The following is a 16,725-nucleotide window of genomic DNA, read 5'->3' on the forward strand; positions in this document are numbered from 1 at the left end:
CCCGAAGACCTACACAGCAAAGCAGCCGCCCGCGCCAATGCCAAGCGGGCGGCCTCCGTTCACTGCGCCGCTGTAGCCGCTGCCGCAGGCTGCGACCCAGTCCGCAGGACGGGCAAGGCCGCCCCCCGATCCGCCAGGCAGACCGCATGGGCCGGTTTCGGGCCCGCTGCGCGGTCCATCGCAGCCTGCGGCAGCGGCTACAAAACACGATTAGCTCGCGAGGGGCGCCCGCTCGCTCATGAAGGCTTCCAGCCGTGAACGCAGCCAGCGCTCGGCGGGGTCGGTGTCGACATGGCTGAGCCAGACCATGGACAGGTCCAGGGTTGGGGTCTTGAACGGAAACGGCTCGCAGTACAGCTGCCCCGAGGCGGCCATGGCGGCGGCGGCATAGTCCGGCAGGCTGGCAATCAGCTTGGTCCCGGCCAGCAGGGCCGGCAGCGAGCTGTACTGGGGCACCGACAGCACGACCTGGCGGGTACGGCCGATCTCCGCCAGCCACTCATCGGCGAAACCTGCGACATTGGCGGTGTGTGACACCAGCACATGCGGCCGCGCGCAGTACTCATCGAGGGTCAGCGGCGTGTCGCTGGCGTCGGCCCGCAGCAAGCAGGGCTGAATGTGCCGCAACAGCTTGCGCTTGGCATTGGCAGGCAGGCCCCGGGTCTGGCTGATGCCCACGGTGATATCGCCGGACGCCAGCAGGTCGGGAATCCGCCAGTAATCCACGTGCTGCACCACGACCACCACCTGCGGTGCTTCCTGGCGCAGGGCTCGCAGCAAGGGCGGCAGCAAGCCGAACTCGACGTCGTCGGACAGGCCGATACGGAAGGTCATGGTGCTGCTGGCGGGATCGAAATCGTGGGTCAGGCTCAGGGCCGAGGACAGCGCGTCAAGGGCCGGCGACAGGTGCTGGATAAGCTGCTCGGCCCGCGCCGTGGGTTCCATGCGATGGCCGACGCGGATGAACAGCGGATCGTTGAACATCGCCCGCAAACGGTTGAGGGCGGAACTGATGGTGGGCTGGCCGAGAAACAGCTTCTCCGCTACCCGGGTGACATTGCGTTCCAGCATCAACGCCTCGAATACCACCATCAGGTTGATGTCGGCCTTGCGCAGTTCATTGCGATTCATCGGTGTGCCCCCGGTCCCCAGACGGCGGTCAGTGTAGAAAGGCCGGGGGGCTGGCGTCCAGGTAAACACCCGTGGCCAGCGCCGGTGCTTCAGTCGAAGGTGAAGTTGAACTGGGCGCTGCTGTTGGCTGCCCCCTCGGTGATGGGACCGGTGCGAATGTACTGGGCGCGAAAGCTGAAGCTGGCGCTATCGCTGCCCAACAGGCGCTCCATGGCATATGGGGTGCCATTGCAATGAATACGCGGAATCTGCTCGTTGAACATGACGATACCAACGCCCTTGGCGACGGACCGCCCCTGATCCTGAGCCGATTGAGTCAGCCCCAGGATCCCTGTCGGGTCGCAGCGCGAGGCGGGTTCGGCGCTGAACGAGACCTTCGGCAGGCTGTTGAACGAGCAGTCGTTGACCTCAAGCCTGGCCACGGCCGAGGGCGGTGAGGTCGAGCCCAGCGTGGGAAAGTCATGGGCCGAGGGACTGCCCAGGCGCAGCGTAACGTTGCGGGTGACCACCTGGCACTTGGCGGTGAACTTGACGCCTTCGGAACCAAGCAGGTCGTGCTCGTTGAGCAGCAGTTCTTTCGCACAGCGTTCTCGGTTGTTATGCGGCGGTAGCTCCAGCAAGTGTTGTCCGACCTGGGCCACGCCCGCGTCCAGGTCCAGCGCATACATCGCCACCTGGACACCGGAGAGGCTGTTGACCTGCAGCGATCCCTTGGGTAACTCATTGGCGGGTCGGGTCAGAATCAGCGAATACACGTAGTTCATGAAGTCTTTTTTCAGCTCGCCGTTTGAGCTCTCCACCCTGTATTTTTTCAGTACCAAGGGATAGAAATTACCCGTCAGTCTCTGGGCGTCCGAGCCTGAAGGATAGGCCGTCACTTTAAAACTGATGCCATCGATATTGGTCGGAACGATGCCATCGAGAAACCTGATCCCCGGAAAATGCGCACCTAAAACCAATTCATGCGGCTCCTTGGTTACAGACTTCCCAGTGGTGTATTCAATGATCGGGTTCACCTGACGCTGTTTCAACACGGACCCCACCGGCGTGCTCCGGGTCAGTGGCGTGACCTCTACCCAGTCCTGGGCAGGGCTGTCATAGCTACTGAATGAGCACCCCTCGGCCTTGCCATGGGTAACGGCGTACACCGGTGCGCTCGCCTGCACGCCCAACAGCATCAGGATGATCGCGCGTATCAACAGACCGCGCCGGCGCCCATCGGTGAGGAGCCTGGACCATGGATCACTCATCGGTCATTGCCTCTTTTTCCAAGCCGGCCCCTGGTACACGCTGCGGTGCCCCGGGAGCCGGTCAATCGAAAGTGAATAGGTGGCAAGTGCCCGGCGTGCCAGGGGTAACCCTGGCCGCCGGGTCGAGGTCTTGCCGACGCTCCTTAATCCATCAGGCCGTTGGAAACCCGGGCCGAGGAGTAGGTGCCGTGGTTGAGGCCGATCTGGTTACCGTAAGTCTGGAAGTAGGCCCAGACGGTATCGACCTTGCCGGTGGATTTCGAGCCTTGGATCCGCCCCTCGTTAACCCCCACCAGCCCACCCAGAGTGGCACGCCAGCCGCCACTGACGCGGCCACGGGATTCGGAGTTGACGATCCGCGACTGGTTGTCGCCGACCAGGCCCCCGACCTTGCTGTGCCAGGTTCCATGGACATTGCCCGTCGCCACGGCACGCTCGATCACGTGGTCGTAGTAATCGGCATTGAAGCCCACCAACCCACCCACGGAGCTATAGGTATCACCGAAGACCTTGCCGTGAGCCGCAACCGAGACCAGGTCACCATCGTTGTAGCCGACCAGACCGCCGATATTGCTCTTGGCGTAGCCCTCCACCGCGCCCAGCGCCTTGGCATCGTAGATCAGGCCACCGATATTGCTACCGACCAAACCGCCGACGTTGGCCTTCACACCTCCTTTGACATCGCCCTTGGCCTCGACGTAACCGCGGATGGTGCTGTCGTCACTTTTTCCGATCAGGCCACCCAGGTTCGTGCCGAAGCGGTCAATCACATCGCCAGTCGCCTTGACGTTGCTCACCACGCTCTGGTTCTGCTGCGAGCCGATCAGCCCCCCAGCGGACTCGCTGCCCACCCCGTAAACGTTACCGCTGGCACTGGAACCGCTGATGGTGCCAGAGCGGTTGAACCCGACCAGGCCGCCAATATGACTACCCAGCGAGCCGTACACGGTCATCGAGGAACTGGAGCCGGTAATGGTGCCGTCCTGGTTATTACCCACCAGCCCGCCCAGGTTCAGTCCCTTATAGAGTGGATTGTAAGTACCGATGGTGCCCTTGCTCGACGAGTTGGAAATCACTGCGCCATTGTTGATCCCAACCAGTCCTCCGGCGCCGCCCATGGCCTGTTTATACATCTTGGTGGTGATATCGACATCACTGGCACTGCCGCTGATGAGACCGGTTCTGCCATTGCCGAAGCGGTTTTCCCCGGCCACGCCGCCGATGGCCGTGGTCAGGCTGCCGCCGGACAACGAACCGGCTACCGAAGAGTCGCTGATCGAGCCACCGTAGTTGACCCCCACCAAGCCGCCGACCTTGTTGCGCTGGTCGCTATTGGCGGAGACCTGCATATCGCTGGCACTGACCCGTTCGATGCTGCCGCTGTTGCGCCCCACCAGACCGCCAATTTCACTGAAGCCGTTGCGGCTGTTTTGTCCGTTGACGGTGATCGAGGCCAGCTTCAGATCGCTGATGCTGCCGGAGGACTGGCCGAACAATCCGGCATACAGGCCCGAGCTGTTGATGGTGAAGCCACTGATAGTATTGCCCAGACCGTTCAAGGAACCGGTGAACACCTGGTCGCCGCCAATCGAGTTGATGCTCCCCGAGCCCTTGATCTGATTGCCCAGCACATAGTGGTCATCGAGCTTGTTGCCGATGGCCTGCAACTGCTGGCTGTTCTGGATCACTTTGTGCTGCTTGCCATTGACGTCAAACCCGGCGCTCTTTCCAGACAAGGTCACCAGTCCCTTGTCGCCCACCACCAGTTGCTCGCCATGATTGACCCCCAGGCTGTTGTTGGCGCCGGTGAGGCTCACGTGACTGTCGAGCCGGACCGACTTGGCGGCATTCAATTGCAGACGCGAGTTGGTCCCCGTGGCGCTGATCCGTTGATTGACCTTGACGTCCTTGGCAGAGGTCAGGGCCAGTTGGTTGCCGCTTTTCCACTCGACCGCAGCGGCCACCGCTACATCGCCATCGCGGCTACGCAGATCAACGTTGGTGTTGTTCAGGTTCTGGGAGAGCGTGCTTTCGACCAGGGTCGGGTTGCCGGGCTCACCCGTGGAACCCACCTTGACCTCATTGGACTCGACGATCCAGGTGCCGGTACGACCGTTCCTGGAGCGGGTATCGACCTCGGCGTTGAGTTCGACCCGGGTGACCGCGCCCGAGGTTTGCACCGTACCGCCGTTGCCGTCGGTGGCTAAGGCGTTGGCCGTCAATTTGCCCCCCACATTGACCACGCCACGCTCGCCACCGTCCAGGACAATACGTCCTTCCTTGTTGGACAGGGTATTGGCCTCGATCACCCCCTGGTTGTTGACCACTGCCTGAGTCAGCGCATTGGTGCTCTTGGCCAGCATCAGCACCTGACCGCCATCGGCCTTGAGCACTGCGGTGTTCTGCGCCAACGCATTCGCGGCGGCACCGTTGATCTGCAAGTTGATCAGATTGTCGTTACCCAGGCTCAGGGTGAAGTCGTTACCGGCGCCCAGGGCCACGGAGCCCTGATTGGCAACGATTTCGCCGTTGTTGCGCACCCGCGCGCCCAACAGCGCCACGTAGCCACCATCGGCCGCGGTGATCTTGCCGTCGTTGATGACTTCCACCGCCGATTTACCGGTGAACTGATAGCGACCGTTATTGAAATCATCGTCACTGATGCCACGGGTCGAGGCCACCAGGCCACCCACGTTGATCTGGGCGCCCTGACCGATCAGCACCCCGTTGGGGTTGATCAGAAACACCTGGCCGTTGGCATTCAGCACGCCCTGGATATTACTGCCCCTTAAGCCGGTCACCCGGTTCAGGGCGATGGACTCGCGTCCCGGCTGGTTGAAGGTCACCGATTGATTGGCGGCGATGTTGAACTCGTTCCAGTTGGTGATCAGCTTGTCGGTCTTTTGATTGATCACCAGGTTGTTGCCATTGACGTCGTAATTGGCACTGCCGGAAACCAGCGTGCCGCCTTCGGGCAGCGCCATTGCCGGCGTCAGTCCTCCCAGGGCCAGCAACCCCGCCGCCATCACCAGCAACCCCTTGCGCCCACCACTGCGACGCCGGCGCCGCGCGCCCTCGCAGGTTACGCTCCAGCGACCTTGGGCCTGGTTCCATACCAACGCATAAATCTTGTTCACAATGACTCCTTATTGACGTTTAAACGCCCTGCTGTTTTTCGCAGAACGGCACTACTTCCAAAGCACACGCAGGCCTTCAGAAAAACTGTGTCGCGCTCACCCAGATCCGCGGGGTGCGCTCGGGACCGTCCCCGGCCTTCTGGTTATCCAGAGGCCAGGCACTGCTCAGGTTGAGTTGCCGCCGCTCGCCGCTCCAGCGCGCCCCCAGGCCCGCCGATTGCAGGCGCTGGGTGTTGATCTCGTTTGTCCAGGGCAGGCGGTTGACCTGCACGTAGCCCTTGTCGGCAAACAGGCTCAATTGCCAGCCGGGTGCCAGGGCGTAGCCCAGCTCCAGGCCGGCCTGCCAGCCCTGGTCGCCAATGCCGGCGCTCAGGGGATAGGCGCGCACCCCATAGGGGCCGCCCAGCCCCATCTTTTCCGAGCTGTCGAGGTTGGCCGAGGTCCACTGGGCATTGACCTGGGCATAGAGCTGGAAGCGGTCGCCCAGGCGCTGCAGGCGCGCAACCTGCAGGTTGGTCTTGGCAAAGCCGCCGCCGGTGGCGGCGGTATAGCGATCCAGGCGCTGCTCAAAGGCGTCATCGAAGGTCAGGCGACCCGAGCCGTAGGACAGGCTGAACTGGTTGTAGCCACCGCCGAGAAACCGGTCCTGGCGGTTGCCGCCCAGGCTCAGGGTCCACAACTCGATGTGCTTGCGCTTGCTCAGCTCGAACAGGTCGATGTCATCGCGCAGCTGCTTGTTCTCGTACTGCAGTTGCGCACTCAGGTCGAAGGTCCGTCCCCGCAGAATCGGCTGGGCGAGGAAGACACTCTGGACACTGGCCTGGCCGTTCATCTCCAGCTTCTTCACGCGTTTTCTGTTGAGCTCGTAGCTCATGTGCGAATAGGCCGCACCGACCCGGGTCGACCAGGGCCCCACGGGCAGTTGATAGGCGCCGCGCCAGTAGCGCTGGTCCCGATCGCTGCCCAGCAGGCGCAAGTTGATCTGGTCCCCCAGGCCCAGGGGGTTGTTGAGGTTGAAGCTGCCCCCCAGGCGGAACTCGCCGGTGTGGTAGCCGCCGAAGTTGTCGGCCTCCAGGCTGCCACTGGCCCAGGGAGCGGGCTGTGCCTCCACCAGCAGATCGCTGGTGCCGGGGGCCTGTCCCGCACGCAACGTGCCCTTGACCCGGATCCCGGGCAGATCGTTAAGCAGCAGCAGGCTGCGCTCAAGGTCCGCGCTGTTGACCGCCGCGCCATCGTCCAGTGCGGCCAGCGGCCCACGCAGTACGCCATCCCGGGCACGGGACTGGTTGCTCAGCTCAACCCGGCCATAGCGACCTTCCATGACCTCGATGCGCACCACGCCGCCATCGACTTCCTGGGCCGGCAAGAAAGCCCGGGCCAACAGATAGCCCTGTTGCTGGTAATGGGCGGTGATGCGCTGCGCTGCGTCACGCAAACCGCCCAGGTCCAGTTCTTGACCGCGCAAATCGTCCAGCAGCGGCTGCAGGTCCTGATCGCTGAACACCTGATTGCCCTCGATGACGAAGGCCTTGACCTGCAAGCGCACCCCCGAAGTGTCCGGGGCCGGCGTCGAACGCTCGGCCTTGGGCACATCCAGTTGCACCTCATCGGAGGGCCGCGGCAGCGCTGGCTGGGTGGCTTCGATATCCCGTATGGCCTGTCCGGCGCTGGGCACCTGGACCCGCATCTGGGCCTGAGCCAGCACGGGCAGCAACAGCGCCAGCAACATCCCCGGTCGCAGCGCCGACGGCACTCGCAACCGCTCCGCATCTCGCTCTTTGCATCCACCGGCCGGCAGCCCGGCTGCCGTACCACTACAGGTGTATTTGCACACTTCCACTCAGCGTCTCCCCGCTGTCTAAAACCACTTGGTATCGAATTTCCGCCGCGCCGCCGCTCAACACCGGCGCGGCGGACAACGGCAGGCGCGCCGAGCCGAACGGCTCGACGGTGATGCCCTGCACAGTCATGGATTGACGCGGGTCGCCCACATCCACCCGAGCCAGGGACACGTAGTACGGCGTCGGATTGCTCACGCTGAGCGCCGCCTGCTCTGCCTTCTGCAGGCTCCAGCGCAGCTGGCGCGCCGCCTCGTCGGCGCGACCCGGCAGGCCCTTGGGGCGATACAGCAGCTTCATGCGCAGGCGGTAACTCAGGCTCAGCTGGTTGCTGCTCAAAGGCCGCAGGGACGGCACTTCCAGAAAGTTGAGCCAGAACACCGACTCGCGATCGACAGGCAGCGGTTCACCGCTGTAACGCAGCGACAGGACGGAGCTCTGCTGCGGATCAAGCCGCGAAAGCGGGGGCGAAAGCACGAATGGCACCGCCAGCCGGCTCGGATCGACCGAGGCATCGCCCTTGTCCAGCCAGGTCTGCAGCAGCAGCGGCGCCGTCCCGAGATTGCCGACCCGGATGCTCAAGGCCGCCAGCCCCTGGGGATAGATAAAGCGCGTGCCGACAATCGACAGATCGGCGCGCACGCCCTGGCTGAACAGCAGCACCGCCGCCAACAGGCACACGCAACGCACCACACAAGCAAGACTGCTACTCAAGATGCAGGCTCCGTGGTGATGGCGCTCTGCTGCGCCCAGCGGTGACACGGCAAGTCGAGCAGAAGCGAATCGTTGCCCGGCTGCGCCGCGGGCGCCGGCAATACATAGTCGATCAGGCACTGCTCGCCAGGTCCTTCGCCCCACTGCACACGGATGCGGCCCCGGTCCTTCTCACTGCGCAGCACCAGGCGACTGCCCTGCCCCACCGCCCCCAGCTCCTCGCCGCTGTCGGCGTCCAGGGCACTGGCGGCAAAGGGCAGCGGCGCACCATCGGCCTGCCGGCTGTCGATCAGAAACGCCCGGGCCTTGCGGGTCGGGTAGGACAGCCTGACCACGGCCCCCGCCCGGGGCGCGACATTGCGCGAACTGACCTGCAGCTCGACATCCTCATCCATGCCGCTGGGGTCCAGGTCCACGGTATTGAGCTGATAGGGCGCCAGGCTCGGCAGCACCGCATAACCTTGTCCGTCCACCTGCGTACCGGCGTAGCCGACACTGGCGCCCCTGGCATGGGGGGCATGCACCAGGGCTGCGGTTTCACTCAGGGTCTGGGACAGGGTCAGGCCCCCGGAATGCAGGAGCATGCCGCCGGAGGCACCCAGCGACTGGGCCCGATAGTCACGCCCCTGGGACAGGCTCGAACTCAGGGTCACCTGCGGCAGGTAGTAGCTCAGGTTGGCGTTGGTCGAGGTTTCCCGCGGCTGGGCATCATGGGACACCGAGACGCCATAGGACGCCGTGTCGTGCTCGCCCAGTGAACCGGAAATGCCGCTGGAGTAACGGGCACCGGAATTCCGGTCGTGACTGGCAAAGGCATTGGCCAGGGTGGAACGCCCGGCGACGCCCCCCAGGGGCAGCGACAGACTGAGGCTCCACAAGGTGTTCTCACTGCGGGTGCGACGCCCCGAGAACTGGCTCGAACCCTGGGTACGCTGGACGCTCAGGGCATAGCTGAGGCCGCGCCACTGATGGTTGTAGCCCATGGCGTAGTTGCGGGCCTGACCGCGGCTGTTCCAGTAGTTGAGGGAGGAGCCGTTGAGGTAAAAGTCACCGCCGAGGCCATCCACCCGCTGGTTGATCGTCACATCCAGCCGATCGCGGACCCGGGCGAAGTCTTCGAAGCGCGCGCCTCGGTTGACGAAGTCCTCAAGGTCGATGGCGTCCCGCAGGCTCAGGTAGCCCCGGGTGGAATAGCGATAAGCCAGCAACGAGAACTGGGTGCCGCTGTCATGCAGGTTCTTGCTGTAGGAAAGACGCAGGCTGGTGCCCTGCAGGTTGCCATTGCGCGGCACCTGACTGCGGGACTGGGTCAGGTCGAGACCGAAACCTCCGAGCTCGGTGTTCAGCGCCGCGCCGATCAGGCCGGCCATGTAGCTGCCGGTGAGCGAGGCACCGGCATAACCGGTGACCTGGTTGTCCAGCCCGCGTTGCAGGGTGCCCTGGGCCACATACTGGTGCAGGCCACGCCCTCCGGCCCTGATCACTTGACCGCCGGTCAGGCTGTAGCGGGTGACGCCGGGACGCAGGTGGCGGGCCATGGTGGCAAAGGGCACGGTAAAACGCTGGGTACGGCCATCGGCCTCGGTGACCGTCACCTCCAGGTCACCGCCAAAGCTGGCGGCCTGCAGGTCGGCAATCTCGAAGGGGCCTGGGGCAACGGTGGTTTCATACACCAGGTAACCACGCTGCTGCACCGTGACCTTGGCGTTGGTATTGGCCGTGCCGCGCACCACCGGGGCGAAATAGCGCTGAGTGGTGGGCAGCATGCGTTCATCGCTGAACAACTTGACCCCGCGAAACGACACCGAATCGAACAGCTCGGAATCGGTCACGCTCTCCCCCACCAGTAATTGCGAACGCCAGTCGGTCAGGTCGGTCTGGCCGTAGATATAGCCCCGCTGATAATCGCTGCCGCTGTCGGGCGACCAGGACAAGGTGCCGCTGTGACGCAGGCGCAGGTTTCCCAGGTTCAGGCCCATGCTCAATCCGGCATAACCGTTGGTACTGCGCTGGCCACGGCTCTGGGTGCTGAACAGGTTGGTGCTGTAGTTCAGCCGGGCAGCGTTGATGCCCGAGTCCCAACTGGCCGGATCGACATAGCTGGAGGCGACTTCAGGCAGCACGAACAGCTGTGGAACCGAGAGTTCAAGCTGCTGTTCGGCCATGTTGACCCTGGTGGTGACGTGGGGGATGTAACTGGCAAGGTCCCCGCAGAACAGGCCATCGCCTTGCAGCGGATGGCTGGCAGGCGCCAACGCGGCGTCGGCTTTGTGCAGGTCGATGCCCAATTGCGTGAGCAACTCGCGGTCGTAGCAGGGCTGGCTGCCCTGGGGGTCAGCGCTTTCGCGCAATTCGATCTCGATCAGCCCGCGCCAGGCGCCACTGACCCGCACATCCAGCAGGTACTTGCCCGGCGCCACGTAACCCGCGCGCTCGAAGCGCTGCGTGTCGATGAGGGTTCCCGGCCCCTTGAACAGCATCTGGGTATCGAAGAACACCGGACTGTTCTGCGACGTGTCGCCGGACACCTCCGATAGCACGGCTTGATCAGCGGTCGTCGGCTGGGCAGCCACAGGAGCCGCCAGCCCCAGCAGCCCGGCCAGCACCGACAGTGCTCGCAAGAGCCGGGCCGGAGCATCGCCAGGACAGACTCGCGCAAGCACAGGAAAACCCAGCCAAAAGGGCTGCACACTGAACATAATCGATACCAATGCACTCAGCGTTCAATAACCAGGGCCAAGAGCGGAGTTGAATTAACAGGGCAACTAGAGAAGGTTCTTTTCAAGCGGCACCCGGCCACCGAAGTCATTGACCACTTCAAAGCGCACAGCCGCATTGCGTGGCGCTCTTTCAGCGCTTGCCGGCCAGGCGAAGGACTCCCGACCAAAAGGCGCGACCATCCCGGTCCCCAGGTCGACGGTGCGTCCTTGCACTTGCACCTCGACCTTGCTGAAAGACAGGTAGTAAGGCGTTGGATTGGATACCTGGATGACCGGACCTGCGGCCTGGTCTTTGGCCACTCCCGCGGGCTCAAACTTCCAACTGAGTTTTTCCACCGCCGAGTTGACATCGACCTTCAAGTCCGCAGGACGAAAGAACAACTTGATCCGATGACGGAAGGTAAAGGCCAATCGGTTTTCATCCTGTTTCTGTTGGGGCGGAACTTCCAGAATGTTCAGCCAGTACAGTGACTCACGATCAGCGGGCAACGGTTCTTTCGAATAACCAATACGCAGTACCGCCGCGGCATTGGGCTCCAGGCGACTGAGTGCCGGTGTAAGTTGAAAGGGCACTTTCATTTCTTCCGGCGCCTTACTGGCATCACCATCATCAATCCAGGCCTGAACCAATATCGGCATGCTGCCTGGATTATTCATTCTCAGTGTCACATCACGCGCACTCGCCGGATAAACCACACGAGTGCCATGAATGACTATTTCCGCATTGACTACCGAAGAGAACAAACTCAGGAAGAGGGCGCCGATAACGAACGTTTTAAACACATGCGCTTTCGGCGCCATGAGCAACTCCTTATGTAACTGACAGCTGTCAGTTGTACGTCACATCGAAGTTGATATTGGAGTCGGCACGACCTTCGACGATTGTGTCGCTGACCGCCACATAAGAGGCCTTGAACTTCAGCACGGCCTTGTTACCGATAACTTCGGCAACCTGCTGATTGTTGTTTTCAGACAGGTCGATTTTCCCCGGCGTGGCGCCGTTGTTGTGAATCTGGATCTGCACGCCCGAGGCCGAACCGGAACCGCTGTCGATCAGACGCAGGTTGCCGGTGGCGTTATCAATGAAACCATCCTTGTGGAAGCTGACGGCGGCTTTGGAGCCGTCGGTGCAGCCGCCGCCACTGAGGTTGATGTTGAATTCCTTGAACTCGGAAGCCGTGCCGATGCCACCGGCGAAAACCGAAGGCAGGACGTTGCCGAACTTGACCGTGCCGGTGTTCGCTCCGGATTCGTTGGCATCGACCTGAACCTTGCAACTGACACTGGAGATCAGGCCTTCGAACTTCACGTTGCCGGAGTTGACACCGGTTTCTGCGTAGCTCAATGCCGGAGTCAGTGCCGCAAGCAGCAACCCAGAGGTCGCCATGGATGCAAAAGATTTAAGTTTCATCTGATTCCCTATTATTAAAAACCGTCTAAGAGCACAGTATTCAAAACAACTTCGCCCTCCCGAGACGTACAGCCTTGCTGAACTTCGAGCCAACGAGACATGAGTTGAACACCACAACAACCTCGATCAACCGCTCTCGCCCATAATAAAATGCATATCGACAACAGGCTTCTGCATTCCATCCGGAGCGGACATTACGATACCGCCCGCCCTCTTCTTTTAGAATAACGACCAATCTTCATGTAACAAGGAGCACTCTCTAAATGAACAAGATTTTTCTCGGAAACTTGCACTACTTAAAAACCACTAAACACACTAAAAACAGCCAATAAATAAGACACTTCTTATATAGAGCCCCATAGACTGCAAACACGCGATATACGACTGAGATTCAGCGCTGTAACCAACTGTTCAAGTGACGGTCGGCCGCTTCCGGACCTAAGTGCTGGGCAAGCCCCGAACGTCCGCCCAACGAAAAACGCCCGGTGCATTGCACCGGGCGTTTGGCCAGAGTTCTCGACAACGCAGCCTGTGCTGCAAGCGCTCACAACGCGTTTGAGCGCCCCGAAACAGGGTGCGCAACTGCGGCCATGGGGCGCACCGGACGCGGGTCTTCCTGGCCCTGACGCAAACGCAAGGCCGCCAGCGCCGCCACCAACAGCACCAGGGCAATGGCCTTGAGGCCGTTCATGGCATCGCCGGTGCTCATTTCGATCGCCCCCATCACCGAGGGGCCGACAAAACCGCCCAACAGTCCGCAGGAGTTCACAAAGCCCAGGCCTCCCGCCAGGGCCGCACCTTTGAGCCGTGACGCCGGGTACAGGAAGATGATCGACTGCACCACAAAGAACATCAGCGCCGCCACACAGAACCCCAGCAGGCTGAACACCGGCCCCGAAAAGGCCGCAATCAGCAGCCCGGCCGCCATCGTCAGTAAGCCGCAGACCAGCAGTCGCCGTGCCCGCTGCGCGCTGGTGGCCAGCCGTGGCAGGCTGATCGCCCCCAGGGCCGCGACGATCCACGGCAAGGAGGTCAGCAGGCCGACGCTCATCAGGCTCAGACTGCCGTACTTGCCGATGATGCTGGGGAGGAAAAAGATCACGGTGTAGATGGTGATCTGGTGGCAGAAGTAGACAAAGATCGCCAGCAGGATCTGCGGCGTAAAGCACTGCCGGAACGAATGCCCGCCCTGCCCTGCCCCCTCATCGGCTTCGTCGGCCAGGCGCTGCTCGATGCCCCGGGCCTCCTCGGCGCTCAACCAGGGTGCGCGGCTTGGACGGTCCGGCAGGCGCCGCCAGACCACCCAGGCGAAGAACACCGCCGGCAGCCCTTCGAGCAGGAACATCCACTGCCAGCCATGCCAGCCCAGCAAGCCGTCCATCTTCATCAGCGCGGCGCCCAGCGGACCGCCGATGATATTGGCCAGGCACACCCCCAGCAGGAAATAGCCGGTAGCCCGGGCCCGTTGCCGGCGGTCGAACCAGTAGGTCAGGTACAGCATGACCCCGGGAAACAGGCCGGCTTCGGCGATGCCCAGCAGCAGGCGCAGTACATAGAAGGAGGTCTCGCCCTGGACGAAGGCCATGGCGGCGGAGATCAGCCCCCACGTGACCATGATCCGGGCAATCCAGAAGCGTGCGCCGACCTTGTGCATGATCAGGTTGCTGGGCACCTCGGACAGCGCATAGGTGAGGAAGAACAACCCGGCACCCAGGCCATAGGCGGCAGCGGAAATACCCAGGTCCACATCCAGTTGGTGCTTGGCCAGGGCGATGTTGGTGCGGTCGAGAAAGCTCAGGACATAGGCCGCGATCAACAGCGGCATGAGTTTGAGAAACATCAGGCGGGTCAGCTGTTGCGGGTCCCGGGGCGCTGCTGTGGTTGCAGTGTTCATGGGGCATATCCCTTTGTAGTTGTTATGCGGGATCGTCAGCGGGCCTGGAGCCAGGGCCGCTGACACGGACCTTCAAGGGTCAGAACGCGACGTGCTCACGCCCCTTGAGCCCGAGCAGGGCCCGGGCTTCATCCGGGGTCGCCACACGACCGCCCAGGGCTTCGATGACCGTGCGAATGCGCCGCACCTGATCGGCGTTGCTGGCCGCCAGTTTGCCGGGGCCATCCCACAGCGAGTCCTCCAGGCCGACCCGGGCATGGCTGCCCATGGCCAGGCCCATGGTGGCCAGGGGAATCTGATTGCGCCCGGCGCCGAGGATCGACCAGTGATAGGCATCGCCAAACAGCCGGTCGGCGGTACGGCGCATGTGCGCCAGATCCTCGGGATGACCACCGATGCCGCCCCGCAGGCCGAACACCGACTGGATGAACAGCGGCGCCTTGAGCAGGCCGCGCTCAAGGAAATGCGCCGCGGTATACAGGTGGCCGATGTCGTAGCACTCAATCTCGAAGCGGGTGCGATTCTCGGCACAGGCGCTGAGGATATGGGCAATATCGCGGAAGGTATTGCGGAAGATCCGGTCGTCGCTCTCCTCCAGGTACGGCCGCTCCCAGTCGTGCTTGAACTCGGTGAAGCGGTTGAGCATTTCGTACAGACCGAAGTTCATCGAGCCCATGTTCAGCGAGGCCAGCTCCGGCTTGAACTCCAGCACCGGCTGCAGGCGCTCCTCGACGCCCATGGTGGGGGCGCCACCGGTGGTGAGGTTGATCACCACGTCGCAGGCCTCCTTGATCTGCGGCAGGAAGCGCCGGAACAGTTCGGGGTCCTGGCTCGGCCGCCCGTCCTCCGGGTCTCGGGCATGCAGGTGCACGATGGCCGCACCGGCTTGGGCCGCAGCGATGGCCTCGGCGGCGATTTCTGCGGCGGTGATCGGCAGGTGCGGCGACATGGACGGGGTATGAATCGCCCCGGTGACAGCGCAAGTGATGATGACAGGCGTTTTTCCAGACATGACGGTACTCCGACTTTTATTCTTGATGAAAAAAATCCCTGGGTGTCGCTGATGGAATTCACCGCTGACGACCTTCAGCGGTGCGGATCGCGGGCGCGGCTAGAGGTACTCGACGTTACCGTCGACGCTGATCGCCTGGCCGGTGATATTGCGAGCCGCCGGCGAGCAGAGAAACAGCGCCATGGCGGCCACGTCCTCGGCGCTGACCATGCGCTTGAGGGAGATCTTGTTCAGGTACTCCTGGCGCATTTCGGCCACCGGCACTCCGGTCTGTTCGGCCCGGGCCTGAATCACCGCGTCCATGCGCGGGCCCTGGACTATCCCCGGCAACAGCGCATTGACCCGGATATCGCTGGCCCCAAGCTCGGCCGCCAGAGACTTCATCAACCCGACAATGGCCCACTTGGTGGCCGCATACGGCGTACGCCAGGCATATCCCAGGCGCCCGGCCACCGAGGCGATGTGCAGCAGATGGGCGTTGGCCGAAGCCTTGAGCAACGGCACTGCGTGGTGGGCAAAACGGTACTGCGCGGTCAGGTTGATATCGATGGTGCGCTGCCAGTCGGCGTCGCTGACGGCATCGATGCCGGCCGTGGGCCCGGCAATACCAGCGTTGTTGACCAGCACATCGAGCCCGCCGAAGCGCTCCACCTGAAGCTCGAACAGCGCTTGGATCTGTGCCGGATCAGCGACATCGGTGCGGGTCGCCAGCGCCTCGGGGTAGCGATCCCGGAACGCCGCCAGGGCCGCCTCACTGACATCGCAGACGTGCACCTGGGCGCCAGCTTCGAGATAGGCCCTGGCCAGCACTTCACCGATGCCCGCCGCGCCGCCGGAAATCATCACCCGCAAGCCTGGGTAAGGCTGTAAACGCTGCAAGATGCTCATGCCCGACCTCCTTTGAGCGCCGCCGCACCAGGCTTCTTGGCCAACAGCCGGCCCAGGGAGTCTGCCGCTTGCATGATGTCGTCGGTGACGGCCGCTCGCACTCCCGGACCATCGCCGGTGGCCAGGGCTTCGACGATGCGATTGTGGGCTTCCATGGAACGTTGCAGGTGGGCCTGGTCCGGTGCCACCAGGGCAAAACACGGCCCCATGTGCAGCCAGAAGTTCTCCACCGCGGCCATGGTCAGCTCGGCTCGGGCCACGGCATAGATACGTCGGTGAAAGGCGAAGTTGGTCCATAGGTAACGGGACACATCCACCTCATCGGCAGCCTTTTGCATCTGCCGGCACAGATCGGTGATCTCCTGCAGATCGCCCTCTTGCAGATGCTGCAGGGCCTTTTCCGCCAGCAGCCCTTCCAGGGCCACCCGTGCATCACGGATCTCCCGCAGACGCTCCAGCGTCATCATTCGCACTCGCAGGCGGGAAGTTTCCGTGACCTCAAAGGCATTTTCCGCGCTCAGGCGCTGCAGCGCTTCGCGCACCGGCATGGGGCTGGAACCCAGGGCTTCGGCCAAACCACGAATGGTCAACTTCTGGCCGGGCTGAAAACGCCCACTCATCAAGGCTTCGCGAATCTGCCGGTACACCTGCTCCTGCAAGGTATCGCGAGAAACCTGACGCAACGTGGGAAGGGGGATTGGGCCTTGGGATATAGGACCTTCAGACATGG

12 protein-coding genes are annotated in these 16,725 nt (G+C 62.8%); all 12 read right to left on the reverse strand.

The genetic code is table 11. The features are described 5' to 3' along the window. Positions 1-210: 210 nt before the first annotated feature. The 12 genes from Q8O96_RS10855 to Q8O96_RS10910 all read right to left on the reverse strand — a co-directional run bounded on the left by Q8O96_RS10855 (position 211) and on the right by Q8O96_RS10910 (position 16,708). Positions 211-1,131 carry a LysR substrate-binding domain-containing protein gene (locus Q8O96_RS10855; protein ID WP_102861622.1) on the reverse strand — a complete coding sequence of 307 codons (921 nt, stop codon included), beginning with the start codon at positions 1,129-1,131 and terminating at the stop codon, positions 211-213. Between the two features lie 89 nt (positions 1,132-1,220). Beyond that, on the reverse strand, positions 1,221-2,381 hold the full coding sequence (locus Q8O96_RS10860) for a fimbrial protein (protein WP_305948777.1): 1,161 nt from the start codon (positions 2,379-2,381) through the stop codon (positions 1,221-1,223). A gap of 143 nt (positions 2,382-2,524) precedes the next feature. Continuing rightward, positions 2,525-5,518, reverse strand: coding sequence for a GLUG motif-containing protein (locus Q8O96_RS10865; RefSeq protein WP_305948778.1), 2,994 nt, complete (start codon positions 5,516-5,518; stop codon positions 2,525-2,527). 76 nt (positions 5,519-5,594) lie between these two features. After that, on the reverse strand, positions 5,595-7,247 hold the full coding sequence (locus Q8O96_RS10870; protein WP_305949021.1) for a ShlB/FhaC/HecB family hemolysin secretion/activation protein: 1,653 nt from the start codon (positions 7,245-7,247) through the stop codon (positions 5,595-5,597). An 85-nt stretch (positions 7,248-7,332) separates the two neighbouring features. Next, entirely contained in the window at positions 7,333-8,070 is a 738-nt protein-coding gene (locus tag Q8O96_RS10875; protein ID WP_305948779.1) for a fimbria/pilus periplasmic chaperone, read from the reverse strand. Next, the gene (locus Q8O96_RS10880; protein WP_346330273.1) at positions 8,067-10,691 is read right to left on the reverse strand and encodes a fimbria/pilus outer membrane usher protein; all 2,625 of its coding nucleotides are present in this window, start codon (positions 10,689-10,691) and stop codon (positions 8,067-8,069) included. The genes Q8O96_RS10875 and Q8O96_RS10880 overlap by 4 nt, the downstream gene beginning before the upstream one ends. A 144-nt stretch (positions 10,692-10,835) precedes the next feature. Next, positions 10,836-11,591 (reverse strand): molecular chaperone, encoded by a 756-nt coding sequence (locus Q8O96_RS10885; RefSeq protein WP_102861618.1) that lies wholly within the window; start codon positions 11,589-11,591, stop codon positions 10,836-10,838. 28 nt (positions 11,592-11,619) lie between these two features. Beyond that, positions 11,620-12,201: a fimbrial protein gene (locus Q8O96_RS10890; RefSeq protein WP_102861617.1), complete on the reverse strand. Its 582-nt coding sequence runs from the start codon at positions 12,199-12,201 to the stop codon at positions 11,620-11,622. 544 nt (positions 12,202-12,745) lie between these two features. Continuing rightward, positions 12,746-14,095 carry an MFS transporter gene (locus Q8O96_RS10895; RefSeq protein ID WP_249735487.1) on the reverse strand — a complete coding sequence of 450 codons (1,350 nt, stop codon included), beginning with the start codon at positions 14,093-14,095 and terminating at the stop codon, positions 12,746-12,748. 79 nt (positions 14,096-14,174) lie between these two features. Then, complete coding sequence (locus Q8O96_RS10900; protein ID WP_102861616.1) at positions 14,175-15,107, reverse strand: 3-keto-5-aminohexanoate cleavage protein; 933 nt, start codon at positions 15,105-15,107, stop codon at positions 14,175-14,177. A gap of 99 nt (positions 15,108-15,206) precedes the next feature. Beyond that, the gene (locus tag Q8O96_RS10905; protein ID WP_207167224.1) at positions 15,207-15,995 is read right to left on the reverse strand and encodes an SDR family oxidoreductase; all 789 of its coding nucleotides are present in this window, start codon (positions 15,993-15,995) and stop codon (positions 15,207-15,209) included. Continuing rightward, on the reverse strand, positions 15,992-16,708 hold the full coding sequence (locus Q8O96_RS10910; RefSeq protein ID WP_102861729.1) for a GntR family transcriptional regulator: 717 nt from the start codon (positions 16,706-16,708) through the stop codon (positions 15,992-15,994). Before Q8O96_RS10910 ends, Q8O96_RS10905 begins: the two co-directional genes overlap by 4 nt. Positions 16,709-16,725: the final 17 nt, after the last annotated feature.

Source organism: Pseudomonas sp. LPH60 (assembly GCF_030718165.1).
Classification (GTDB): Bacteria; Pseudomonadota; Gammaproteobacteria; order Pseudomonadales; family Pseudomonadaceae; genus Aquipseudomonas; species Aquipseudomonas danubii.